Raw genomic sequence first — 23,984 nt, 5'->3', positions numbered from 1 at the left:
CGCGACTGCGCGCTTGCCCGAACGCAGACGAGCGAGGAATTGGACAGCAAGAGTCGGAGTGCGCGGCGTGGGGCGCCTGCTTACACTTGATGATGACTCGATGATCGCTTGACGGAGACGGCTCATGAGCACAATTGCGAAGGATCGACACCCGGATGCGGAATCGGCGGAATCGGCGGAATCGGCGTTGGCAATGCGGCCAAAACCTGAACGCGCCGCCGCGCCCGATGCAAATTCCTCTATTGGCTCGCTTGCGCAACGCATCGACCAGATCGACTGGTTCGACGCCGAGGAAGAACTGAACGCGTATGGCTGCGCGATGCTGCGCAATCTGCTCACCGCGCAGGCATGCGATGCACTGACTGCGCTGTATCCGCGCGATGCATTGTTTCGCAGCCGCGTGGTGATGGCGCGGCATGGTTTCGGCCGAGGCGAATACAAGTACTTTGCTTACCCGCTCCCGCCGCTCGTCGCGGCGTTGCGCAGCGAGCTTTACCCGCGTCTCGCGCCGGTGGCGAATCGCTGGAACGGGGCGATGGGAATCGACGTCCGTTATCCGGCCGCGCATGCGGAATTCATCGAGCGATGCCATGCCGCCGGGCAGACGCGCCCCACTCCATTGATGCTGCAATACGCCACGGATGACTACAACTGCCTGCATCAAGACCTCTATGGCGAACACGTGTTTCCGCTTCAGGTTGCGATTCTGTTGTCCGAGCCGGGGGAGGACTTCACCGGCGGCGAGTTCGTGATGACCGAGCAGCGTCCGCGGATGCAGTCGCGCACGGAAGTCGTGCCGCTCGGCAAGGGCGACGCCGTCGTGTTCGCGGTGCATCATCGGCCGGTGCAAGGCACGCGTGGACCGTACCGCGTGAACTTGCGGCATGGCGTGAGCCGTTTGCGGTCGGGACAGCGGCACACGCTCGGCGTGATTTTTCACGACGCGACGTGATGCGGGCGCGCGCAGCGCCGCTGCGCCGCCGCCGCCGCGAAAACCCGACTCCTGCAATTTTGGCTAGATATCATCCGGGAAAACCCGAATCCACCGGACGCGCAGCGCCACCTTCAGCCGCGCGTCCGGTCTGTCGCAATCGGCCACAAGCCGGTCGCGACCATTTAGCCTGGATATCATCGATCATGATTGCTGCCGCGTTTTCGCGCGTCGCCGACCGCCTGCTCGCCGCGGACCCGGGACTCGTGCGTCTCCATACCGCGCTGCGTGTCGCGCTCGCCTGCCTGCTCACCGGCATGGCCAGCATCGCGTGGACGGTCTTCCATCATCAACCGATCACCCTTGCCGCGCCCGGCGTCCTGTTCGCGATGGTCGCGCCGCTGTTCGTGCGCGATGCAAGGCGGTCCGCATGGTTCGGCTCGCTCTTCTCTCTGTATTTGTGCGCCTGCGTGTGCTTCGCCGCGGCGAGCGTGCTGAGTCCTTATCCGCTCGCCGGAGATGCCGGCTTTCTCGTCGTGATGTTCGCCGGCATGCTCTGCCAGGCCTGTGGTCCGCGTGCGCTCGGTTGCGCGCTGCTCGGCGTGGTGTGCTTTTATCTTGGGTTGTATCTGCACCCTTCGCGGCTGCACCTCGTGCAATCGCTGTTGCTCTCCGCTTTCGGCCCGTTGATGGTCGCGCTGGTCGGCCGCGCGATCGTGCCGACGCGACCCGCCGCCAGTTTCCGGCTTGCGATTCATGCGGTGACGCTGCGCGCGTCGCGCGTGCTGCATGCGCCGGATGCGGCACGACTCTCGGTGTTGAACGAAGCCGCGCTCGCGCTCGAAGAGCAACTGGCGTTGCTGAACCCACCCGACGCCGACACGATTCGCGAGCGCATCGTCGAAGTGGAAGTCGCGGCGGGACAGCATGCGTTGGTGTCGGCGTCTGCGTATGGCCGCGGGCAAGCGAATGCGGACGTGCTGCGTCAAGCGATCGAACGGCTCGAGGAGATCGCGCACTGTCGAGAGCGGCGGCGCTTTGAGCCTGCGTCCGGCGACGCTCCGGCTTCAGCAGTGCAACGATTCGCGGACCTGCGCGCCAGGCTCTGCTGGTTGCCCGCCACCCGCGCCACGACAGCCGCGTTTCTCGCGATGCTGATCGGCCAGTCGCTGTCTCCCGAGCGCTGGTTCTGGGCGGTCATCACGACGTTCGTGGTATTTCTCGGCACACGCTCACGCGCGGACACGATTTATCGCGGTGCGCAGCGGCTGGCGGGAACGCTGGCCGGCGCGCTCGCCAGCGTGTTGCTCGTCGCGCCGCTGCACGATTCGCCGATGCTGCTTGTGGCCGCCATGGTGCTCTGCGTGTTCGGCTGGGCTTATTACATCCTGAGCGCGTATGTGCCGGGCGTGTTCTTCATTACCGTGCTCGTCGGACTGGTGTATGGCGAGTTGGGCTTCGCGATGGGGCCGTTGGTCGAATTGCGGATCGAGGAAGTGCTGGTGGGTTGTCTCGTGTCGTTCGCGGTGGCGGTCCTGATGATGCCGCTCGCGGCGAGCCGTCATGTGGAGATGAGGCTTGCGGCTGTGCTGGGTGCGTTGCGCGAGGTCGTGCGGCTGGGCGGGTCCGCTGCGCTGGCGGCGGATGCCGCTGTCGCCATGCGCAAGCTCGACCGCGGTTGGCATGAGTTGCGAATCGCGCTGAAGCCGCTGCAAATGCAGCGCGTGGTGGCGTGGAATTCTGGTGTCGAGTTGGCCACCGGATCGCTGCTGTGCTGTTTGCACTGGGCGCGGGTGTTGAGTGATTCTGCTCGGCACGGGGTGTCGGGTGAAGTGGCGCTCAATGCCGCGAATGTGCGCGCGGCGCATGTGGAATCGATCGTGGCGCGGCTTGATTCGTTGATCGCGCGTTATAGCGGTGCGGCTACTGGTTCTGTGGATGGCGGGTTGGATGAGCGTGTGCCGGTGTTGCCGGTTTTCGATTTGGAGGCGGCGGCTCAGGCGCCAGTGCTTGCGCAACTCGACGGCGCCGTTGCGCAATTGTTTGAGCGGCTGACCCAGCCGGTCGGGGAAAGGCGCGGGGTGTTCGATTGGGTGTTAAGGGTTGGAGCGCGCAGGGCGTACGCTGTGGCGTCGAACAGCCCTCGAAGCCCTGGCGACTAGTTCAGCGAAGCCGCGAGGACGGTGGTAACCAGTTGGCCCACACAGGCAATAAAAAGCCCGCACGAGGCGGGCTACAGCCAGCAGGCATACGTCAACCGGCGCAGTCGACGGAGCCCACACTCTTCATCAACAGAAAACCATCAAACGGACTTCACCGCCGCCCGCCCCGCGCCTATCCGCGTCAATCCGCTGTGCTCCACCAGCGCGCCGAACAGCAGTCCGATCGTCGTCCACATGATCACCTGCATGCCGATCGCCGCGACGCGGAACTTCCACAGCAGCACGGCCGGGAAAGCCGCCGGCACTTCGTTGATTGTCGGCATCGACAATTGCACGGCAGCGATGATCGCGACGAACACCACGCCGCCCACGATCGAGCCATTCCACGCGCCCAGTTTCATTACCGCGCGACGCCGCACCTTCAGCGAAAACACCATCGCGGTCAGCGAGATCGCGATCATCAGGAAGAACAAGCCGGTGCGCGTTCCGATCGTGTCGGGGTCGCCCACCGCCGGCGGATTCGCCGGGTACTTGATGTTCGGGACGATCACCAGCGCGATGAACGCGCCGAGCGCAAGCCATGCCGACAACGCACGCGCGCTCAATGCGCCCACCCGTCCATAGGCGTAGGCGAATACGAGCGCGAACAATCCGCCGAACGCCGCGCCATACGTGACCACGCCGGTCAACAGCCCCAGGCCCGCCTGCGTATCGCGGCTAACGAGGTCTTCGTGTTCATGCGCCTCGCCGCCCTCGGCCGCCGCCGCGGCCTTTTCCTCGAAGGAAATCGCCTGATCGACCTGCGGCTCGCCCGCGAGCCGGGCGAAGCCGAACGTGAGCAGTCCCGCGGCGATGCCTGCGAGCATCCCGCGCAATAACAACTTACCAACCATGTCGAACTCCGTTAGTGGCAGGGAAAGCCGAGCAGATGGCGACCGTCGTGCACGAACTCATGCACGTACATGCCGGGCACCAGCGACGTGGCGCCCTGTTCCGCTCCAACGAAGTAAAGCGCGAGCAACAGCAGCAAGCCGCCGAACACGACCCAAGGCAACAACTCGCGCAGCGGAATCGGCGTGGGTTGAGCGGCGGGCGGGTTGGCGGGATCGAAAACAGCTTCGGTCATGATGGACATCTCCTGGGGGTAGCGCGCCCCGATAGTCGATTGCAAAGGAAGGCTGCGAAGCTCAGGTCTGGCTTTCGGCTCGTGATGCCGATTACAGTGGCGCGACCGCGCCGGGCTCTCACCGGCTTCCGCACTTCGCAGTGCCGCTATTCTACGCGCTAAACTCCGGCACTCGGTAGCGCAACGCGTCCATGCGGGCGTTCTGCCTTGGCGTGCCTCTATGGAAGTCATCGAATGGACACAAGGCTGTTACTGGTCAGCCACGCATCGACCCCCGCCATGCGCGCGGGCCGCTTTCCCGCCGACGATCCGCTCGACGCTCGCGGCCTCGCCGAAGCCCAGGCCGCACGCCAGCGCCTGGCGATTGCCGACGCCGCCGCGGTCTTCGTCAGCCCCGCAGTTTGCGCGCGCGATACAGCGCTGGCGTTGGGCCTCGCCGCGACGGTCCACACAGCGTTGGCGGAGATCGACTACGGCGATTGGCAGGGACGCCGCCTCGCCGATCTCGCGAATGAAGCGCCGCAGCACCTCGCTGCCTGGCTGCGCGATCCCGACTTCGCGGCGCACGGCGGCGAGTCGTTCAGTCAACTCGTGAAGCGCCTGGGAGAATGGCTCGATGCGCTGGACGGCGCGATCAGCGAAGGAACGACCGGTACAACAAGCGCCCCGCGTCAAAACCCGCGCAACGTGGTCGCCATTACGCACGCGCCGGTGATTCGCGCGGCGCTCGTTCACGCACTCGGAGCATCGCCCGCCGTATTTCCACGCATCGAAATCGCCCCGCTGTCGGCGGTCGAATTACGGCGTTCATCGCGCGGCTGGACATGGTGGCCCGCGTCGCACTGACAACACCAGCGCGACGCCCGCCGTCGGATTTGAAATCCACGCATATCGGCCCGCTTGCCGCTCATTGACCCGACACCACCAGGCGCAGCCTCGCTGAACCCGCCGGCGCCAGCGTGATTTCGGTCCGCTTACCCGGCGCGCCTAAATAAAAGTGCTGACGTCCCGGCGAATTCTGATCGTGGGTCGCTTCGGGCAGACACGACGCGATATCCGCCGCGACGGCCTGCAGCGCGTCCGCGCTCGACCCGGCGTCATGATGCGGCGTCCACGTGCATTGGTAGCTGCCCCCGCTCGCCGAGCATTGCGCATCGTCGCCGTAAGGTTGCGCGACGCCCCTGCCGTCGTCGGGCGTCAACGAGGCCAGGCCGCCTGGCGCAGCCGCCACGATGCGTTTGAGCGATGCGCACGGACTGGGCGCATCGTCGGCATTCGCGCTGCCGGGCAGCACGGCGCCTAGCGACGCGGCTGCAAACGTGGCGGCGAGGAAGCGGGCGGGGTTCATATCGGCGCGATCCCTGAAAGCGGTCGACAGGCTGACAGCACTGTCCGTACCCGTGGCGCTCGGACCGAGGCACGCGACGGTTGGGCACGCATCTTGCGCGCCCGCCGTACCGGCCCACCAAATGCCGCCACTCAATCGACGTGAATCGCCAAGCCATGTCAACGAAACCTGTCACCGACACGCCGGCCCGCCTTTCATCAGGGATCGAAGGGGTCGACAACATCCTGGGCGGCGGCTTCACGCCCCGCCGCATGTATCTCATCGAGGGCGCGCCCGGCACAGGTAAAACTACCCTAGCCTTGCAGTTTTTACTCAAGGGTGTCGACGAAGGGCAAGCCGGCCTCTACATCACGCTCTCCGAGACCCGCTCCGAACTGATCTCGGTCGCGGACAGCCACGGCTGGGATCTCAGCCGCTTCTCGATTCTCGAATTGCTCTCCGACGAGGGCCTCGACCCGCAATACGAGCAATCTGTGCTGCACCCGGCCGAAGTCGAACTCGGCGAGACCGTGCGCAACGTCATTCAACAGGTCAATGATGTCAAGCCCACCCGCATCGTGCTCGACAGTCTCTCGGAACTGCGTCTGCTGTCGCAGAACCCGCTGCGCTACCGGCGGCAGATTCTCGCGCTCAAGCGCTTTTTCGCGACCCGCGAATGCACGGTGCTGCTGCTCGACGACAACACCTCCGACACCGGCGACGTGCAGTTGCACAGCATCGCGCACGGCGTGATCAGCCTCGACAACATCGTGCACGACTACGGCGGCAACCGGCGGCGGCTGCGCATCGCCAAGATGCGCGGCATCAAGTTCCGCGAGGGGTATCACGACTTCACGCTCGACACCGGCGGCATTCGTGTGTATCCGCGCCTCGTCGCCGCGGAACATCACGCGGAATTCGACCCGAACCCGCTCAGCACGGGCACGCCGGGCCTCGACGCGCTGCTGGGCGGCGGCCTGATCCCCGGCACCAATGCGCTGATGATCGGACCGTCCGGCGTGGGCAAGACCACCACCGTCGTGTCGTGCCTGCTGAGGGCGCTCGAACGCGGCCAGCGTTGCGTCTACTACGTGTTCGACGAAACGCTCACCACGCTGATGATCCGCTGCGCGGCGCTCGGCATGGATCTGGCGCCGCACGTCGAAAGCGGCCTGCTCACGCTGCGCCAGATCGATCCGGCGGAAATCTCGCCCGGCGAATTCGCGACCGACGTGCGCCAGTCGGTCGAAAACAAGGGCGCCCGGTATGTCGCGATCGACAGCCTGAACGCCTATCTCCAGGCGATGCCCGGCGAGCGCTACCTGCTGCTGCAAATGCATGAGCTGCTCGGCTACCTGAACCAGCAGGGCATCATCACGATGCTGGTGCTGGGCCAGCACGGCATCATCGGCGAAATTCAGAGCGATATCGACATCAGCTATCTCAGCGACGTGGTCGTGCTGTTCCGCTACTTCGAGCATCACGGCGAAGTGTTGACGGCCGTCACCGCCGTCAAGAGCCGCGCCAACGAACACCAGCGCTCGATCCGCCAGTTCCGGCTCGCGCACGGCGGCGTGGAAGTCGGCGAGGCGCTGCGCGACTTCGAGGGCGTGCTCTCCGGCCTGCCGGCATACCGTGGCACCACGGCCCTGCTCGGCGCGCGGGATCACCTCATCGACACGTCCGGGCAGTGAGGTCATGGAGCAGCGCGTTCTCATCCTGGCGCCGTTCGGCCGCGACGCCGAGGTGATCGCCGAAGTCCTGCATAAAGACGAGCGCGCCTGCGTCGTCTGCCGCGATGCCGACGCGCTGACCGAAGCGCTGGACGCCGGCGCGGGCAGCGCGTTGATTGCCGAGGAAGCACTCGCGGACGGCCACGCCTCGCATCTGTTCGGTTGGCTCGCACGGCAGCCGGCATGGTCCGACTTGCCCTTCATCCTGCTCGCCGCGAATCGCGTCGGGCATCGCTCCGCTCGCGGACTCGAAGTGCTCGAGCGGCTCGGCAACGTGGTGGTGCTCGAACGTCCGCTGAATTCGGAAACGCTGCGGCGCGCGGTCGCGTCCTCGCTGCGGGCGCGCGCACGGCAATACGAGTCGCGCCGGCATCTGGCCGAACGCATGGAAGCGCAAGAGGCGCTGGTGCATCTGAACGATTCGCTGGAAGGCCGCATCGCCGAGCGCACCCACGAGCTCGCCTCCGCCAACAACCGGCTGATGACGGAGATACACGAGCGTGCCAAGGTGCAGGCGGTGCTGGTCCAATCGCAGAAGATGGAAGCGCTCGGGCAACTCACCGGCGGCATCGCGCACGACTTCAATAATCTGCTGAACGTCATCATGGTCAACGCGGAGTTGATCGGGCGGGTCGCCAACGACGAGCGCATTCGCGCGATGGCCGCCACCGTCAGGCGCGCGACCGAACGCGGCGCGAAGCTGACGGGCCAGTTGCTGGCCTTCTCGCGCAACAGCAACCTCGATCTGAAAGCGGTGGACGTGGTGGCCTTGCTGCAAGGCATGCGCGACATCATTACCGTCTCGCTCGGTTCCGGCATCCACTACGCCACCGAGTTCCACGGCGACGAGATGTGGACCCAGGCCGACGCGAATCAGCTCGAACTGGCGATCCTCAATCTCGCGATCAACGCGCGCGATGCGATGCCGGGCGGCGGCCAGCTCAGCATTCGCGTGAAGGAACGCGCGGCGCCCGATCCGACACTCGGGGAAGGCCGTTATGTGGTGGTCGAAGTGGTCGATACCGGTTTGGGCATTCCCGCCGACGTCGTCTCGCGCGTGTTCGATCCGTTCTTCACCACCAAGCCGATCGGCAAGGGCACCGGACTCGGCTTGAGCCAGGTCTACGGCATCGCGAGACAGGCCGGCGGCACCGCGCGTCTCTTCAGCGAGGAAGGCGTCGGCACGACCGTGGAAGTGTGGCTGCCGCTGCGCGAACGCGTGGACTCGCGGGCCGAAGCGGTAGCCGATGCGGAAGCGAACGCTGTCGGCGAAAAACGCGTGCTGGTGGTCGAGGACGACGGCGAGGTCCGCGCGATGCTGGTCGAGTCGCTGCGAATGCTCGGCTATACCGTGACCGAAGCCGCGGACGGACCCGCCGGCCTGAACCGCTTGCAGGACGACAAGCCCGACTTGCTGATGGTCGACTTCGCGATGCCGGGCATGAACGGCATCGACGTGATCGCCGCGGCGCGCAAGATGCACGAGGATCTGCCGGTGATCCTCGCAACCGGCTATGCGGACGTGGATATCTCCGGCCTGGCCGTGAAGCGCTGCACGATCCTGCGCAAGCCCTTCCAACTCGACGACCTGGCGCGGACCGTGCGGCTCGGGCTCGCGGCCTGAGCGATCCACGCGATCACGCTGCGCTCCGCGGCCAAGCCCTCGGCGCTCGGCGCTCGCCAAAGCCGTTCCGACCGCAGCGACCAGCGCGCTCCTGGAAGCTTACGATTTATTTTTGACAAGCTTTCTTTTGCCTTTCACTTACGGTTAAATACGTGCCTCAACTACACGTTACGGGGTCACGTATGTCCAACTTCATGCAGGGCGCGGCTACATTGGGCGGATGCATCGGCATTTTCACGGTGGTGGTCGCCGTGGTGGAAATGCTGACGAACTGAGCCCGCGTGGCCTCAAGCGGGCCGGCGCTTCGCCGCCTGGTGAATCGCCGCCCGCACCCGCGGATATGTGCCGCAACGGCACACGATGTTGGACATGGCCGCGTCGATGTCCGCATCGGTGGGATTGGGTTTCTGCTTGAGCAACGCGCAGGCCGCCATCAATTGCGCGCTCTGGCAATAGCCGCACTGCACCACGTCGAGATCGATCCACGCCGCCTTTAGCGCTTGCGCTTCCTTGCCCTGCACGCCTTCAATCGTCGTGATCTTCTGCGTCTGCAAACCTGCCATGAGCGTCTGACACGAGAGCGACGCCTTGCCGTCCAGGTGAACCGTGCACGCGCCGCAAATACCCACGCCGCAACCGAACTTCGTGCCCGTCAACCCGAGTTCGCAACGCAGCACCCACAGCAACGGCATGTCCGGCTCCGCGTGCACCGCCACCGCGCGGCCGTTGATGTTCAGCGATGTCATGCTTTTCCCCCTGAGTCCGATGGGCTTCACGCGAATCTCACGCGAGCTTGAGCGGCAACGCGCGCAAGCGCTTGCCGGTCAGAGCGAACACCGCGTTGGCCACCGCCGGCGCGATGGGCGGCACGCCCGGTTCGCCGACGCCTTGCGGATGTAGTTGGCTCGGCATGATGTCGGTTTCGATCACCGGGCAATCGTTCATCCGCACGACCGGGAAATCCACGAAGTTCTCCTGCTTCACCTTGCCTTCCTCGATGGTGATCTCGTTCTGCAACGCGCTCGACAGGCCGAACACGATGCCGCTCTCCATCTGCTGACGGATCAGGTTCGGATTGACCGGCAAGCCGCAATCGATCACGCAGACCACCCGATGCACGCGAATCTGCTGGTTCGGCCCGAGCGACACCTCCGCCACCTGCGCGACCACGCTGCCGAACGCCTCATGCAACGCGACGCCGCGCGCGCGAGGCGCGCCGTCAGCGGCATGCGTCAACGGATGCCCCCACTCCGACAACGCCGCGACGCGCTTTAGCACCGCAAGATGCCGCGGATGCCGCGCGAGCAGCGCGGCGCGAAACGCAATCGGATCCTGGCCCGTGGCGGCGGCGAGTTCGTCGGTGAAACTTTCGGTGAAGAAAGCCTGATGCGAATGGCCGACCGAGCGCCAGAACCCGACCGGCACCGGCAGCTCGACGATCTTGTGCGCCACGCGCGCGGCCGGCCATTCGTAGGGCTGGTCGAACGCGCCTTCGCTGGTGGTTTTGTCGATGGGAATGCGCGGCACGCCGTAGTAGCGCGCGAGCGATTCCGGCACGATCGCCTGACTCGCCGACGTGCTCTGCCAGGCGACCAGTTTGCCGTCCTTGTCGAGACCGGCTTTGAGCCGCGACACGCACGCCGGACGATAGAAATCGTGCGTGAAGTCCTGCGCCCGCGACCAGAGCGTTTGCACGGGACGGCCGCCGCCCTCGCGCGCGATCGCCGCGGCCTGCGCGACGAAGTCGAGTTCCAGCCGCCGGCCGAACGCGCCGCCGAGCAGCAGCGTGTGCATGTCGACCTTATCGGCGTCGAGGTCCAGCACCTTGGCGACGTGCTGGCGCGCGAGCGCGGGCACTTGCGTGGAGACCCAGACGGTGGCCGCGCCGTCCGTGACCTGCACCGTGCAATTGACCGGTTCGACCGCGCCATGCGCGAGATACGGCGCGCGATACTCGGCGGTGAGGGTTCGCGCCGCGCCGTGCAAGGCGGCATCCACGTCGCCGCGATGGTAGTAGGCGTGGCCGTCGCTGTCGTCCAATGCTTGCGCGAGCCGGCTGTTCACGCTCGCGCTCGACACCTTGGACGCCGCGCCCTCATGCCAATCCACCTTGATCGCTTTGACCGCGTTCATTGCGCGGAACGGGTTGTCGGCGATCACCGCGACCGCGCCGCTGCCGCCGTTGTACGGCGCGACCGCGAACGCCTTGATGAAGCCCGGCATGTTCGCGGCGGACGTGGCGTCGAAATTCGCCACCCTGCCGCCGAGCGTGGGACACATCGTGACGCTGGCGTACAACAGGCCGTCCGGCAATGCGTCGATACCGAAGCGCGCCGTGCCGTTGATTTTCGGCGCGGCTTCGACGCGGCGCACCGGTTTGCCGATGAGTTTGAATTCGCCCGGGTCCTTCAGCGCAATCTTGCGCGGCAGCGGCTGCTGCGCGGCCAGCGCGGACAATTCGCCAAAACTCGCCTTACGCCCCGACGGGTGCAGCACCTGACCGCTTTCCGTACGGCATTCGCCGGGCGGCACTTTCCATTGCGCGGCGGCCGCGCCGATCAGCATCGCGCGCGCCGACGCGCCCGCTTCGCGCATCGGCAGCCATAGATCGTTGATGCTCGATGAACCGCCCGTCATCATCGTGCCGGCCTCGCGCACCAGTTTGCGGGTGATCCAGACCGTGGCGCGCTTCACGGCGCTGTCGTCGTCGGGACGGAACGGCAAGTCGTCGACGACGGTTTGCAGGCTGTTGTAGATCTTGTCGATCGGCGAGTCCTCGACCCGCACCTGCGACCAGTCGGCATCCAGTTCCTCGGCCAGCAGCATCGCGAGACCGGTGTGGATGCCCTGCCCCATTTCCGCCTTGCACATCATGATCGTCACGCTGTTGTCGGCGGCGATCTTGACCCAGCCGTTGAGCGCCACCTGCGAGCCTTGTATGCGCAGCGGCGCGGCGGTGGTCAGACGCTGGCCCGGCGGCAGCACCGACCAGCCGACCAGCAACGCGCCGACAGCGCCGGCGCCGCCGAGCAGGAAGGTTCTGCGCTTTAACATGACATGGTCGATCGGCCTGGCGGTGGCTGGGAAGCGGCGAAAGGCGCTGGCGGGCGCCTCGGGGTTTGTTCTTCTGGACAGCAATAAGACGGGAAAGTGGGTGGTGGACTGAAAGGCGCGTTCTGCAGCGAGCGCGATGGTGGGTGCGTGGGCGCTGCGCTCAAGCCCGTCTGTCAGTTCATTAAATGTTATTCGCGGGGCGGCGGCACGCTGCAGTGCAGCGGGGGTGAGCAGTCAGGGCAGTGAAGTGAGGCCGATTTTGCGGAATGGCAGGTGGATCGTTTACATGAAACCTCGTACGACGTCGTTTCGATCGATTGCCGCAACATACAAACCTTTATATAATTTCACGTATGATCGATGCAAAGCCACTAACGTTCTGCGGTAGTTCATTAGACGACTTGCGCGAGTTTCCACTCTCGGCGCGGCGTGACGCCGGCTATCAACTCGATCAAGTCCAGCGTGGCCGCGACCCGGACGACTGGAAGCCAATGAACACGATAGGCCAAGGGGTACGGGAAATACGGATTCGGGACGCAAATGGGGCATTCCGGATCATTTACCTGGCCAAGTTAGCCGATGCGGTTTACGTGCTTCATTGCTTCCAGAAGAAGACCCCGAAAACCAGCAAAGCCGATCTGGATCTTGCCACCAAGCGCTATCGCGAATTGAAAGAGGTCAAGCCATGAGCAATCAAAAATTTCTGAGCGTCTGGGATGCCATCGAAGATACGCCGGAACAGGCGGAGAACATGAAACTTCGGTCGGTGTTGATGATGGCGCTCAAAGACCATATCACCCGCACCGGCATGAGCCAGGCAGAGGCCGCCAGGCATTTCGGCGTCACGCAACCACGCGTGTCCGATCTTATGCGCGGCAAGATCAATCTGTTCGCGCTCGATGCATTGGTCAATATGGCGGTAGCGGCAAACATGCGTGTGGAGATGCGCGTGTCGGATGCGCCAGTGAAACGGCGTGCTGCAAATGCGAACCTCAAGTCGACCACGCCCAAGCAGCCCGCAGCACCTGCAAAAAAACCTGCGGCAACGAAGAAGCCGACCGCAAAGGCATCAGTGCGACGCAGCAAGGGCGGTACCGCGGTTCTCGCGCATGCTCGCTGAGCCGCCATTTCCGCGCGGCACCGCAAGCACTTCAGCCGATGCACCGCACGGTGCGTCGGCGCTCGCCTGACGCACCCCCCAACACCTCAGCGCCGGTTCGACCCCGACACCACATCGATCCACACGGCCAGCACGAGAATGCTGCCCTTCACGATCATCTGCCAATAGGCGTCGACGTCGAGCATCGACATGCCGTTATCGAGGCTCGCCATCACCAGTGCCCCGATCAATGCGCCGTAGACCGTGCCGGAGCCGCCGCGCATCGACGTCCCGCCGATAAAGCACGCGGCGATTGCATCGAGTTCGCCCATCGAGCCCGCCGACGGCGAACCCGCGGCGAGGCGCGCCGTATTCACGATGCCGCCGAATGCGCACATCAGCCCCATCAGCGCGAAGATCGCGAGCTTCACTCGATTTGTGTTCACACCTGAGAGACGCGTCGCTTCGAGATTGGAGCCCACGGCATAGATGCGCCGCCCGAATACCGTCTGCGTGGCGATCCACGTGAAGATGCCGAGCAGCGCAAGCAGCAGCAGAACCGGCACCGGAATGCCGCCGTAACGGTCGAGCGTGGCGACGAAGCCGGCCAGAATCACGCCCGCGCCGACCACCTTCACGACATCCTGCCAAACCGGCACGACGGTCAGTTGATAGCGCTCGCGGTTGCGCCGCTGCCGCACCGTCAGAAACGCCAACAGCAGAAACAGCACCACGGCGAGCGTGTCGCCCGCGAGCCTGGGTAAATACCCCTGGCCGACAAAAACAAAACTATCGGAGACCGGCGCGATCGTCGAACCGCCCGTGACGCCCAGCAGAATGCCGCGATACGCGAGCATGCCGCCCAGCCCGACAATGAACGAAGGCACGCGCAGGTAGGTCGACCACCATCCATTGAACATGCCGACAAGCACGCCGAGCAACATCACCACCGGCAAGGTGACGCCGATCGGCCAATGCCGGTTCACGTCGAGTATCGCCGCCACGCCGCCGAGCAAGCCGAGCAGCGAGCCGACCGACAGATCGATTTCGCCGGCGATGATCACGAACACCATGCCGCACGCGAGCATGCCGGTAATCGACATCTGCCGCAGCAGATTCGACAGATTGCGCGGCGTGACAAATGCGCCGTGCGTGAGCAACGAAAAGAAAATCCAGATCGCGGCCACGGCGATCAGCAACGCGAGAATCTTGTAGCGCGAGAACAATTGCTGAATACGCTGGGGACCGCCGAAAGCGCCTCGCGGCGCTGAATCGTCGGCGCGTTGGGAAGTAACGTCGGGCGTCATGCGGCACTCGCTGCGGTTGGGTTCGGGGATCGCTGCACGGGACGGATCGCGGCGCTGAGAATGTCCTCTTGCGTCAGACCGTCGTTGACGAAGTCGCCTCGCAATTCGCCCTCGCCGATCACCAATACGCGGTCGCTAATGCCGAGTACTTCGGGCAATTCGGAGGACACCATCACGATCGACATGCCGCGCTGCGCCAGTTGAAAAATCAGTTTGTAGATTTCGAACTTCGCGCCGACGTCGACACCGCGCGTCGGCTCGTCGAGAATCAGCACCTTCGGGTCGGTGAGCAACATGCGCGTCAGCACGGCCTTCTGCTGATTGCCGCCCGACAAGCTCGCAATGGAGAGCATCGGATGCGCGGCGCGCACCGAAAGCCGCTTCATCTCCGTGTGAATCGTGTCGAGTTCCGCGGCGGAGTCGATCCGGCCGCCCGATGCGAAGCGTTGCAACACCGCGAGGGTGATGTTGTGACCCACGCTCAAGCCCGGCACGATGCCATGACGCTTGCGATCTTCCGGCACCATGCCGATGCCCGCGCGAATCGCCTCGACGGGCGCGCGAATCTTCAACGGCTTGCCGTTCATCACCACCGTCGCTTCGCTCACGCCGGGATACGCGCCGAAAATCGCCTGCATCAACTCCGTGCGCCCCGCGCCCACCAAACCCGCAACACCGAGAATCTCGCCCCGCCGCAGCGAAAACGACACGTCGTTCACCCGCTTGCGGCGCGGATTGGTGACGTCGAAACAGGTCACGTGGCGCGCTTCGAAAATCACGTCGCCGATCGGATGCGGCTCGCGCGGAAAGAGGTTCTTGATTTCACGGCCCACCATCAGGGAGATGATGCGGTCGGTGGTGAGCGCGTGCATCGGTTCGGTCGCGACGTGTCGGCCATCGCGAATCACGCTGATCGTGTCGCACACCGCCGCCACTTCGTCGAGCTTGTGCGAGATGTACACGCAGGCAACGCCGCGTCGTTTCAGATCGCGCACGATGTCCAGCAGAATGCGTATTTCCGATGAGGTCAGCGACGACGACGGTTCGTCCAGAATCAACAGCTTCGCGCGCTTGTTCAGCGCCTTCGCGATTTCGATCAACTGCTGATGGCCGCCGCCATAGTTCATTACCGGCTGCGCGGCATTGATTCCGCTAATGCCGAGTTCGCGCAGCAATTCATCGGCGCGCTGGTACATCGCGGCGTAATTCATCCGGCCGCCGGGCAGCGTGATTTCGTTGCCGAGAAAGATGTTCTCGGCAACGGATAGCTCGGGCACCAGCATCAACTCCTGGTGAATGATGATGATGCCGGCGCGTTCGGTGTCGCGCACGTTCGCGGCCTTCAGCGGCTCGCCTTCCCAGATGATTTCGCCGTCCCACGTGCCGTGCGGATAGACACCGGACAGCACTTTCATCAGCGTCGATTTGCCCGCGCCGTTCTCGCCGCACAAGCCGACGCACTCGCCCGGAGAGACCGTCAGGTCGATGCCGTCGAGCGCCTTCACGCCGGAAAACGCCTTGACGATGCCGCGCATCGTCAGCAATGGTTGCGTCATTCGCTATGCCTCGCTGCAAGGCGCGCGGCTGCGCCGATGCGCATCCTGCCCATCGGCGCAAACCGCGCACTCGTTACGCTCATTGGCTCGCGAGCTGGGCCTGGGTGTAGAAGCCGTCCTTGACGACCACATCGACATTGCTCCTGGTAAGCAACGTGGGTTGCAGAAGAACCGTATCGACCTTCTTCTTGCCGTTGTCATACTGCGCGTTATAGGCAGGCTTCTGGCCCTTCGCGAGCGCAACGGAAAGTTTCGCCGCTTCGCCCGCGATCAGTTTCAGCGGCTTGTAGACGGTCATGGTTTGCGTGCCGGCGATCACGCGCTTCACCGCGGCGAGGTCCGCGTCCTGACCAGAAACCGGCACCTTGCCCGCCATGTGTTGAGCGGCCAGCGCCTGAATCGCGCCGCCTGCGGTGCCGTCGTTCGAGGCGACGATTGCGTCGATCTTGTTGTTGTTCGCGGTCAACGCATCCTCGACGATGCGCAGCGCCGTCGACGCGCTCCACTCCGGCACCCACTGCTGACCGACGACCTTGATATCGCCCTTGTCGATTGCGGGCTTCAGTACCTTGAGCTGGCCTTCGCGCAGCATCTTCGCGTTGTTGTCGGTGGGCGCGCCGCCTAGCAGGAAGTAGTTGCCCTTCGGCTGCGCGTTGTAGACGCCTTGTGCTTGCAGTTCGCCGACCTTCTCGTTGTCGAACGAGATATAGCCGTCCACATCGGCATCGAGAATCAGCCGGTCATACGAGACAACCTTGATGCCCGCTTTCTTCGCTTCGGCGACCACATTGCCGAGCGTTTTCGAATTGAACGGCACGATGACGATCACATCCACGCCGCGCGAAATCAGGTTTTCGATCTGCGAGATTTGTCGCGCTTCGCTCGCATCGGCGGATTGCACCGACACTTTCGCACCGAGCTTTTCCGCTGCCGCGACGAAATAGTCGCGATCGCGCGACCAGCGCTCGACGCGCAGATCGTCGATACAGAAACCAATCTCGGGATGATCCTTGCTTGCGTGCGCGAGCGGCGCGACAAGCGACAGGCTGGCGAGCACCGCTCCACATACGAGCGAACTCAGTAGGGTACGACGCATTGCGAATTTCATGTCTCTCTCCTTCTTCTGATAGCCGGAATACCGGATTGGACGGCCTGCGCTGCGAGCCGCAAGACCGGACAAGCGACAACCCAAAGCTTCTATTTCGCGCGGTCGACGTGGCCGCGCGATTTTTATTCACGCCCGCTGTTTTCGCGGGCTTTGCCTCTTTGCGTGCGCCTGATTAGCGCCCGCTGTAAATCGCCTGATTCACGACGTTTTCCAGATGCTCCTGACGGCCACTTGCGTGTTGCGGATTCAGATCGTGCTGTAGCGCATCCGAGGCCAGCGTCGACAGCGAATAGTCGCCCGACAGGATCTTGCGGCCTAGCTCCGAGTTCCAGCCCGCGTAACGCTGACGCTTGAATTGTTCGAGACGGTCGTTTTCGATCAGCGTGGCTGCACGCTCGACGGCGAGCGCGAGGTTATCGATCGCGCCGACGTGGCCGTGGAAAAGATCTTCCGCATCAACACTTTGCCGCCGCACCTTCGAGTCGAAATTCATTCCGCCCGTGGTAAAGCCGCCATGCTTGAGAATCTCGTAGAAGGCCAGCGTCAGTTCCTCCACGCTATTCGGAAACTGATCCGTATCCCAACCGTTTTGCGGATCACCGCGATTCGCATCGACGCTGCCGAAAATGCCAAGCGCGTAAGCGGTTGCGATCTCGTGATGAAACGAGTGCCCCGCGAGCGTCGCGTGATTCGCCTCGATGTTCACGCGAATCTCTTTCTCCAGCCCGTATTGCAGCAGGAAACCGTGCACGCTCGCGACGTCGTAATCGTATTGATGCTTGGTCGGCTCTTGCGGCTTCGGTTCGATCAGCAGTGCGCCTTTGAAACCCATCTTGTGCTTATGGTCGACCACCATATGGAGAAAGCGAGCGAGTTGATCGCGTTCACGCACGAGGTCCGTATTGAGCAGCGTATCGTAACCTTCGCGGCCGCCCCACAACACATAATTCTCGCCGCCCAGCCGTTGGGTTGCGTCGAGCGCATGACGGACCTGCGTCGCGGCAAACGCGAAAATCTCAGGATTTGGGCTGGTCGCCGCGCCGGCCGCATAACGCGGATGCGAAAACAGATTGGCCGTGCCCCACAGCAATTTGATGCCGGTATCCTGTTGCTTGCGCGCCAGATAGTCCGCAATGCGCGTGAAGTTCTCGCTGTATTCCTTCAGGCTCTCGCCTTCCGGCGCCACGTCCGTATCGTGAAAGGTGTAGTACGGCGTACCGAGCCTGGAGAAGAACTCGAAGGCGGCATCGGCCTTTTGTTGCGCGCGTTCCATTGCATTGCCGGCTTGCTGCCAGGGGCGCTGAAACGTCCCTTGCCCGAAGATGTCGACGCCGGGCCACACGAACGTATGCCAGTAGCACACGGCAATGCGCAGATGTTCTTCGAGTGTCTTGCCGAGCACGCGTTTACTCTTGTCGTAATGGCGGTACGCAAGCGGGTTATCCGATTGCGGACCTTCGTAGCGGATCTCGGGAATGTGTTCGAAGTAGGACATCAGCGTCTCCTGTTTTATGCTGCACTGCAACCGCGCGACGTTGCCGCTCCGGTCGACAAGGTGACGCCATGCTGCCGCTTGCCTGATGCATCGGCAATTGCGAAATTGCGCAGCGTGCTTGATGTTTCTTACCGCCCACGCGTTTGTTTCGCACCGTCGCGAGATTCGCGGCCTAGAATAACCGGACGCTTAAAAAGCGCGGCCTGCAAGGCGCGCCCAACAGGAGACGATGGCGTTGCGAGTCCCGCCGATTTGCACGCCGCCCATTGCCATGACCCGTCCGCAAACACCACAGACGACCCATCGGATCGCGCTGCTGTTCAACGCGAACAAGGTCTACGACCGCGAGATCATTACCGGCATCGGCAATTACCTGCTGTCCACGCGCGTGGCATGGGATCTCTTTCTCGAAGAAGACTTTCGCTGCCGGCTGACCGGCATCGAGCGTTTCGACGGCGACGGCATCATCGCGGATTTCGACGACCCCGCCGTGGGCGAAGCGCTGCGCGATTGTCCGTTGCCGGTCGTCGCGGTGGGGTCATCGTTTGAAGACCCGGCGCACTATCCCCCGGACTTACCCTATATCGCCACCGATAACAGCAAGCTCGTCTCGCTCGCGTATACGCATCTGATCGGCGCGGGACTCGAACACTTCGCGCTGTATAGCCTGCCGCAAGCGCAGGAAAACCGCTGGGCGCAGCAGCGCGAATTGGCATTCGAGCATTTGCGTCACGCGGACGGCCACGGCGACGAGCAAATCCGCAGCGAGATTTATCGCGGCCTGTCGACCAGCGCGCCGTCATGGAACCAGGCGACCGAGCAGCTCACCGCATGGCTGCGCCAACTGCCGAAGCCGGTCGGCATCATCGCCGTGACTGACGCGCGCGCGCGGCATTTGCTGCAAGCGTGTTTGATCGCGGGTATTCCAGTGCCGGAAGAAGTGGCGATCATCGGCATCGACAACGATCCGTTGACGCGCACGTTGACGCGCATTCCGCTTTCCTCGGTGATTCAAGGCACCGGGGAAATGGGACGCACCGCCGCTCACTTGTTGCATCAAATGCTGCGCGGCGCGCGTTTTCCGGGGCGGCGCATTCTCGTGCCGCCGGTCGGCATCAACGTACTCGAATCGACCAAGCATCAGCCGCTCGCGAGCCCATATGTGATGCGCGCGCGGCATTTCATTCGCCAGTACGCGTGCCAGGGCATTCGCACCGAACAGGTTGCCGATTATGTGGGCGTGTCGCGTTCGTCGCTAGAAGAGTACTTTCGGCGCGAGCGGCAGTGCACCGTGCATCAGGAAATCTTGCGTCATAAACTCGATGTCGCGAAAGCGCTGCTGGCGAAGCGCGATGCGTCGAGCGCGGAGGTGGCGATTCGTTGCGGCTTCACGTCGCTGCAATACATGTACGCGGTGTTTCGTCGTGAACTCGGTTGCACGCCGCGCGAGTATCAGGAACGCGCCAATTCAACGGTCGCGCCTGGCTGAGCATGCCTTTTTACTTTCTTTTCCACCGACGACATGATCAGCATTGAACAACTCTCCTCTGAGCCGTGGGGCACGCTGCCCGGCGGCGATCCGGTGCGGCTCTTTACGCTGCGCAACGCACACGGCATGAAAATCGCCATCAGCGACCTGGGCGCGACGCTGGTCTCGTGGCATGCGCCGGATCGCGCGGGACGTCTCGGCGATATTCTGCTCGGCCATGACACGCCCGCCGAATACGTGGCGGCCACCACCTACATGGGCGGATTGATCGGCCGATGGGCGAACCGCATTGCCGATGCGCGCTTCACGCTCGACGGCATCGAGTACACGCTCGACCGCAATGAAGGCGCGAATCTATTGCACGGCGGCACGCAGGGTTTTCATCGCGCGCTGTGGGACGTGAGCGAGGACAATGGCGCGCTGGTCATGCGTCTGGAGTCGCCCGAAGGCGACGCCGGTTTTCCCGGCAACGTGACGACGCAAGTGCGTTACTCGCTCGACGACGACGGCACGCTGACCATCGACTATGAAGCGATCACCGATGCGGCGACGCCGCTGAATCTGACGAGTCATCCGTACTTCAATCTGACGGGGCGGCCGGGCGCGGATATTCGCGGACATGTGTTGTCGATCGATGCGGACCGGTTCTTCGAAGTCGACGCGGCGCTGATTCCCACCAGACTCGCCGAAGTGGCGGGCAATGCGTTCGACTTCCGGCAGAGCGCGCCGATTGGCGCACGGTTGGATTGGCCGCATGCGCAGCTTGCGCGGGCGGGCGGATTCGATCATTGCTATGTGTTGGGGGAGGCGAGCGCGCCGGGGATACGCGAGGTTGCTTGTGCGTATGACCCCGGCAGTGGACGTGAACTGACTGTGTTCACCGATCAGCGCGGCTTGCAGTTTTATAGCGGCAACGCGCTGAATGGCAATAAGGGACGCGGCGGCATTGCGTATCAACCGCATGCGGGGCTTTGCCTGGAAGCGGGCGGCTTTCCGAATCAGGTGAATATGGCTGATGAGCAGGATGCGGTGATCGTGCAGGCCGGCGATACGTATCGGCAGGTGACTCGGTATCGGGTCGGCGTGCGCAGCGGCGTTTGAGCCGTTTCGTTTGTTCAGGGTTTCGGCGTGCGTTTCTTACGATTCCGACTTATCGTTTTCTGCAAGACTGAATTACGGGATCAGGGCTTACCCCTAGGTTTTTCGCTTCCTAAAATCTGTTCATTGGTTGCCGCACGCGTGCTGCGGCGCCTTACAGACAGTTTTCGGAGGGAAGCATCATGAAATCGCTGATCAAGGTTGTAACGCTCGCCGTGGTTTTCGCTGCGCCGGTGGCTTCGTTCGCACAGGCGCAGCCGCTTACGCGCGCGCAGGTGAAGGCGGAATTGCGGCAGATTGAACAGGCTGGATATAACCCGGCTGCCGCTGTCGATGCGAATTATCCGGCGGATATTCAGGCTGCGGAAGCAAGGATCGCTGCGCAGAATGCTACGGCTCAAGCGGATGTGACCGGGTATGGTTCTTCGGGTGGGGGGTCGTCGCAGACGTCGCAGACTGGCGGGAATACGGCGGTTTTGAATCCGTATCCGCAGCCTTTGGGTGGGGAGTGAGGCGCTTTTGGTGGTGTTTTTTGGGGGTTGTGGGTCATGGGTTTGTTCGGGCGTGCGCTGGGTTGAGGGTTTGGCTGGATGAGCGGGAATGCTTTGATTGAGGAGAGGCGCTGATGCGCCTCTCTTTGTTATTGGCGCGACGTTTTGTATTGCGCCGTTATCCGAATGGTTTAGTGCCGCACGATAATTGGATGACGTGCGCTTGTTTTTGTTCTTGCTTCTGGTCTCTTTGATAGGAAAGAAAGGCGAAAGCTTTCGAGACGCCGATCTGATTATCGAAACGGGCACAGTCGTCGCATTATGCGAATTCCATTTTTCATAACATCTTCTTTATCGAATAGCTGCTGCTTAGAGAGCGCACCGCCGAGAAATTATTCAATGCGGTTCTGACGGGCGTACGTAGGAACCGGTACACGCGATCCGTTTTTTGACTACGCGTATTTTCAGTGCGCGTGGGCTTTTGTCCTTGGACTGCGCAAGCGTCGCGGCCAAACGCCTAATGGGCCAGGGTCACGAAAAACCGACGCGCTGCACATGCGAGTATTTGCCGCAAAAGGCGAGCAAACGCCATCCGCGTTGTCGGCGGGCTCTGCATCCAGCGTAATCAGGTTCTACTTTGCAGTTCCGGCTACGCGCTTTTTGTCATCGTCGCTCCAGAGCCAGGCTCGACTCTCAACACGTCGCGGCTTCACGACGCGCTACGTGAACGCGAGCACAAAACCGAATCGGGCCGACTTTTGCTCGCCGTCAGCTGCCAAGACCACGATAGGTTTTACCGATATCCAAAGCGCATAATTGAAATTCGGAAATTAATGCCGTCTCACATTGACTGACATTCAAGTTCTGGTCGATTCGTCTGAAGTTCCGTAAAATCGCGCGGAGCGCGGTCAATCAGTCGGCTAACAAGAAGAGGCGGCAATGGGAGCGCAGGACATAATCGGGGCAATAAAGGGCGGACTCGCTCAAAGCGACCGTCTGCTGAAACTGGATAGTCCGCTGGGCGGTCATGTTCTTCTGCCGCAGCGGGTTATCGGCCATTCACGGATTGGCCGCCATTATGAATTTACGGTCGATGCCGTTTCCATTTCCGGTGCCATTGAACTGAAGACGCTGATTGCGCAGCCCGTCACGCTGTGGATCCAGCAGACCGACAAATCCTACCTGCCTCATCACGGCTATGTGCATACCGCGCGACGCCTCGGCTCGGATAACGGACTCACGAGCTATCAGCTCGGCTTTGCCTCGTGGATGCACTTCCTGCGCTTTCGCAAGGACGCGCGGATCTGGCAGGACAAACCCGCCGAGGAAATCCTCACCGATGTCTTCAACCTGCATCCACAGGCCCAGGGCGCATTCCGCTTTGCGCTGAATCGGCCCCTGACCCCGCGTTCGTTCTGCATGCAATACGAGGACGACTGGAATTTCGTGCACCGGCTGATCGAAAACGAAGGGCTGTTCGGCTGTTTCGAGCAGGCTGGCGATGGCCAGTCACATACGCTCATCGTCACGGACAACCTCGACGCGTTCCGGCCGCTTTCACCCCAGACGGTCCGGTTCTACCGCGCGGGCACGAACAGCGAAACCGATGCACTGGTTCAGTGGTCGGGCACAAGAACGCTTCAGAGCACCACGCTCACGACGCGCACCTTCGATTACAAGGCACCGGGTTCGTCGGCCAGTCCGAAGGGCACGACCGTGCCGACGCTTGCCACACAGGGCGACCTGCCGCAGCAGGCCGAAGTCTACGAATACACCGGCGCGTACACCTACGGCAGCCAGGACCGCGGCGATCACCTGTCGAAGATCCGCATGGAGGAATGGGAGTCGCGGGCGAAGCGCTTCTTCGGTTCAGGCGGCGTGAGACAGGTCGATGCAGGCCGCTGGTTCGAACTGGATGATCACCCCGGGCACGCTACCGACAGTGAGCAGGACCGGCAGTTCGCCCTGATCGGAACGTCGTGGTTCATTGAAAACAACCTGCCGGTTTCGAGTCAGGCCGCCGATTTCCCGCATAGCCTGAAAGGCGGACTGGCGATGGTCCGGGCGAATCATGAAGGCACAGCCAGTGCGTTGAAGGTCGCCCACGCCGATGGCAGCGAAGGCTTCTTCCTCGTTGAGATCGAGGCGCAACGCAAGGCCGTGCCCTACCGCAGTCCGTTCGAGCATCACAAGCCGGAGATGCATCTGCAGTCGGCAATCGTCGTCGGTCCCGCGAACGAGGAGGTCTACACCGACGCGCTCAACCGCATCAAGGTGCGCTTCCACTGGGACCGGCTCAACGACGGCGACGAGAAGGCGTCATGCTGGCTGCGGGTCGCGATGTCGGATACGGGCGGCGGCTATGGCGGCGTGCATGTGCCGAG

At 63.0% G+C, this 23,984-nt stretch carries 19 protein-coding genes, 1 pseudogene and 1 riboswitch; of the genes and pseudogenes, 11 read left to right on the top strand and 9 right to left on the bottom strand.

Translation table 11 applies throughout. The features are described from left to right. Positions 1-124 precede the first annotated feature (124 nt). Positions 125-952 (top strand): 2OG-Fe(II) oxygenase, encoded by an 828-nt coding sequence (locus BUE39_RS28660; protein ID WP_176035746.1) that lies wholly within the window; start codon positions 125-127, stop codon positions 950-952. A gap of 185 nt (positions 953-1,137) precedes the next feature. Next, positions 1,138-3,093: an FUSC family protein gene (locus tag BUE39_RS28655; RefSeq protein WP_073432038.1), complete on the top strand. Its 1,956-nt coding sequence runs from the start codon at positions 1,138-1,140 to the stop codon at positions 3,091-3,093. A gap of 140 nt (positions 3,094-3,233) precedes the next feature. On the opposite strand, the gene BUE39_RS28650 is transcribed toward BUE39_RS28655, so the two are convergent. Both BUE39_RS28650 and BUE39_RS28645 read right to left on the bottom strand, forming a co-directional pair. Next, the gene (locus BUE39_RS28650; protein WP_073432037.1) at positions 3,234-3,986 is read right to left on the bottom strand and encodes a CbtA family protein; all 753 of its coding nucleotides are present in this window, start codon (positions 3,984-3,986) and stop codon (positions 3,234-3,236) included. 11 nt (positions 3,987-3,997) lie between these two features. Further along, on the bottom strand, positions 3,998-4,219 hold the full coding sequence (locus BUE39_RS28645; RefSeq protein WP_073432049.1) for a CbtB domain-containing protein: 222 nt from the start codon (positions 4,217-4,219) through the stop codon (positions 3,998-4,000). A 19-nt stretch (positions 4,220-4,238) separates the two neighbouring features. After that, positions 4,239-4,377, bottom strand: a riboswitch (adenosylcobalamin (AdoCbl) riboswitch). Positions 4,378-4,453: 76 nt separating this feature from the next. On the opposite strand from BUE39_RS28645, the gene BUE39_RS28640 reads away from it, so the two are divergent. Next, complete coding sequence (locus tag BUE39_RS28640) at positions 4,454-5,065, top strand: histidine phosphatase family protein (protein ID WP_073432036.1); 612 nt, start codon at positions 4,454-4,456, stop codon at positions 5,063-5,065. A gap of 61 nt (positions 5,066-5,126) precedes the next feature. Here BUE39_RS28640 and BUE39_RS28635 read toward each other — a convergent pair whose 3' ends face one another. Continuing rightward, positions 5,127-5,567, bottom strand: a complete 441-nt coding sequence (locus BUE39_RS28635) for a hypothetical protein (protein ID WP_073432035.1) — start codon at positions 5,565-5,567, stop codon at positions 5,127-5,129. A 155-nt stretch (positions 5,568-5,722) separates the two neighbouring features. Here BUE39_RS28635 and BUE39_RS28630 point away from each other — a divergent pair, with 155 nt between their 5' ends. After that, positions 5,723-7,240 (top strand): ATPase domain-containing protein, encoded by a 1,518-nt coding sequence (locus tag BUE39_RS28630; protein WP_073432048.1) that lies wholly within the window; start codon positions 5,723-5,725, stop codon positions 7,238-7,240. A gap of 4 nt (positions 7,241-7,244) precedes the next feature. After that, entirely contained in the window at positions 7,245-8,903 is a 1,659-nt protein-coding gene (locus BUE39_RS28625; RefSeq protein WP_073432034.1) for an ATP-binding protein, read from the top strand. Between the two features lie 287 nt (positions 8,904-9,190). Here the strand turns inward: BUE39_RS28625 and BUE39_RS28620 are convergent, their stop codons facing one another. Then, positions 9,191-9,649: a (2Fe-2S)-binding protein gene (locus BUE39_RS28620; protein ID WP_073432033.1), complete on the bottom strand. Its 459-nt coding sequence runs from the start codon at positions 9,647-9,649 to the stop codon at positions 9,191-9,193. Between the two features lie 37 nt (positions 9,650-9,686). Further along, positions 9,687-11,957 (bottom strand): xanthine dehydrogenase family protein molybdopterin-binding subunit, encoded by a 2,271-nt coding sequence (locus BUE39_RS28615; protein WP_073432032.1) that lies wholly within the window; start codon positions 11,955-11,957, stop codon positions 9,687-9,689. Between the two features lie 353 nt (positions 11,958-12,310). On the opposite strand from BUE39_RS28615, the gene BUE39_RS28610 reads away from it, so the two are divergent. After that, positions 12,311-12,646, top strand: a complete 336-nt coding sequence (locus BUE39_RS28610; RefSeq protein ID WP_073432031.1) for a type II toxin-antitoxin system RelE/ParE family toxin — start codon at positions 12,311-12,313, stop codon at positions 12,644-12,646. Then, a pseudogene (locus tag BUE39_RS35715) lies at positions 12,643-12,918 on the top strand (helix-turn-helix domain-containing protein); the annotation flags it as partial. The gene BUE39_RS28610 and the pseudogene BUE39_RS35715, both read left to right, overlap by 4 nt. A 245-nt stretch (positions 12,919-13,163) precedes the next feature. Here BUE39_RS35715 and BUE39_RS28600 read toward each other — a convergent pair. The 4 genes from BUE39_RS28600 to xylA all read right to left on the bottom strand — a co-directional run bounded on the left by BUE39_RS28600 (position 13,164) and on the right by xylA (position 18,522). Continuing rightward, a complete protein-coding gene (locus tag BUE39_RS28600) occupies positions 13,164-14,363 on the bottom strand; it encodes a sugar ABC transporter permease (protein ID WP_073432030.1) in 1,200 nt (399 codons plus the stop codon). After that, the gene (xylG, locus tag BUE39_RS28595) at positions 14,360-15,919 is read right to left on the bottom strand and encodes a D-xylose ABC transporter ATP-binding protein (RefSeq protein ID WP_073432029.1); all 1,560 of its coding nucleotides are present in this window, start codon (positions 15,917-15,919) and stop codon (positions 14,360-14,362) included. Before xylG ends, BUE39_RS28600 begins: the two co-directional genes overlap by 4 nt. Before the next feature lie 79 nt (positions 15,920-15,998). Continuing rightward, entirely contained in the window at positions 15,999-17,027 is a 1,029-nt protein-coding gene (gene xylF / locus BUE39_RS28590; protein WP_073432028.1) for a D-xylose ABC transporter substrate-binding protein, read from the bottom strand. Positions 17,028-17,199: 172 nt separating this feature from the next. Then, a complete protein-coding gene (xylA, locus tag BUE39_RS28585; protein ID WP_073432027.1) occupies positions 17,200-18,522 on the bottom strand; it encodes a xylose isomerase in 1,323 nt (440 codons plus the stop codon). A gap of 271 nt (positions 18,523-18,793) precedes the next feature. Here xylA and BUE39_RS28580 point away from each other — a divergent pair, with 271 nt between their 5' ends. From BUE39_RS28580 to BUE39_RS28565, 4 genes are all read left to right on the top strand, one after another. Then, entirely contained in the window at positions 18,794-20,011 is a 1,218-nt protein-coding gene (locus BUE39_RS28580) for a XylR family transcriptional regulator (RefSeq protein WP_073432047.1), read from the top strand. A gap of 33 nt (positions 20,012-20,044) precedes the next feature. Next, positions 20,045-21,112, top strand: coding sequence for an aldose epimerase family protein (locus BUE39_RS28575; RefSeq protein WP_073432026.1), 1,068 nt, complete (start codon positions 20,045-20,047; stop codon positions 21,110-21,112). Between the two features lie 179 nt (positions 21,113-21,291). Next, positions 21,292-21,621 (top strand): DUF4148 domain-containing protein, encoded by a 330-nt coding sequence (locus tag BUE39_RS28570; RefSeq protein WP_073432025.1) that lies wholly within the window; start codon positions 21,292-21,294, stop codon positions 21,619-21,621. A 918-nt stretch (positions 21,622-22,539) separates the two neighbouring features. Beyond that, on the top strand, positions 22,540-23,984 hold a 1,445-nt coding region (locus BUE39_RS28565), incomplete at its 3' end, for a type VI secretion system Vgr family protein (RefSeq protein WP_143169528.1).

It is taken from the genome of Paraburkholderia terricola (assembly GCF_900142195.1).
GTDB lineage: Bacteria > Pseudomonadota > Gammaproteobacteria > Burkholderiales > Burkholderiaceae > Paraburkholderia > Paraburkholderia terricola.
Note: the sequence above shows the minus strand (reverse complement) of the source record. Positions and strands in the feature narration are given on the sequence as shown.

Bases quoted from the DNA above. Each gene is read 5' to 3' on its own strand.
- BUE39_RS28635 (WP_073432035.1), bottom strand. From the start codon at position 5,567: ATGAACCCCGCCCGCTTCCTCGCCGCCACGTTTGCAGCCGCGTCGCTA.
- BUE39_RS28640 (WP_073432036.1), top strand. From the start codon at position 4,454: ATGGACACAAGGCTGTTACTGGTCAGCCACGCATCGACCCCCGCCATG.
- BUE39_RS28630 (WP_073432048.1), top strand. From the start codon at position 5,723: ATGTCAACGAAACCTGTCACCGACACGCCGGCCCGCCTTTCATCAGGG.
- BUE39_RS28580 (WP_073432047.1), top strand. From the start codon at position 18,794: ATGACCCGTCCGCAAACACCACAGACGACCCATCGGATCGCGCTGCTG.
- BUE39_RS28575 (WP_073432026.1), top strand. From the start codon at position 20,045: ATGATCAGCATTGAACAACTCTCCTCTGAGCCGTGGGGCACGCTGCCC.
- BUE39_RS28650 (WP_073432037.1), bottom strand. From the start codon at position 3,986: ATGGTTGGTAAGTTGTTATTGCGCGGGATGCTCGCAGGCATCGCCGCG.
- BUE39_RS28625 (WP_073432034.1), top strand. From the start codon at position 7,245: ATGGAGCAGCGCGTTCTCATCCTGGCGCCGTTCGGCCGCGACGCCGAG.
- BUE39_RS28645 (WP_073432049.1), bottom strand. From the start codon at position 4,219: ATGACCGAAGCTGTTTTCGATCCCGCCAACCCGCCCGCCGCTCAACCC.
- BUE39_RS28600 (WP_073432030.1), bottom strand. From the start codon at position 14,363: ATGACGCCCGACGTTACTTCCCAACGCGCCGACGATTCAGCGCCGCGA.
- xylF (WP_073432028.1), bottom strand. From the start codon at position 17,027: ATGAAATTCGCAATGCGTCGTACCCTACTGAGTTCGCTCGTATGTGGA.
- BUE39_RS28610 (WP_073432031.1), top strand. From the start codon at position 12,311: ATGATCGATGCAAAGCCACTAACGTTCTGCGGTAGTTCATTAGACGAC.
- xylG (WP_073432029.1), bottom strand. From the start codon at position 15,919: ATGACGCAACCATTGCTGACGATGCGCGGCATCGTCAAGGCGTTTTCC.
- BUE39_RS28660 (WP_176035746.1), top strand. From the start codon at position 125: ATGAGCACAATTGCGAAGGATCGACACCCGGATGCGGAATCGGCGGAA.
- xylA (WP_073432027.1), bottom strand. From the start codon at position 18,522: ATGTCCTACTTCGAACACATTCCCGAGATCCGCTACGAAGGTCCGCAA.
- BUE39_RS28570 (WP_073432025.1), top strand. From the start codon at position 21,292: ATGAAATCGCTGATCAAGGTTGTAACGCTCGCCGTGGTTTTCGCTGCG.
- BUE39_RS28655 (WP_073432038.1), top strand. From the start codon at position 1,138: ATGATTGCTGCCGCGTTTTCGCGCGTCGCCGACCGCCTGCTCGCCGCG.
- BUE39_RS28620 (WP_073432033.1), bottom strand. From the start codon at position 9,649: ATGACATCGCTGAACATCAACGGCCGCGCGGTGGCGGTGCACGCGGAG.
- BUE39_RS28615 (WP_073432032.1), bottom strand. From the start codon at position 11,957: ATGTTAAAGCGCAGAACCTTCCTGCTCGGCGGCGCCGGCGCTGTCGGC.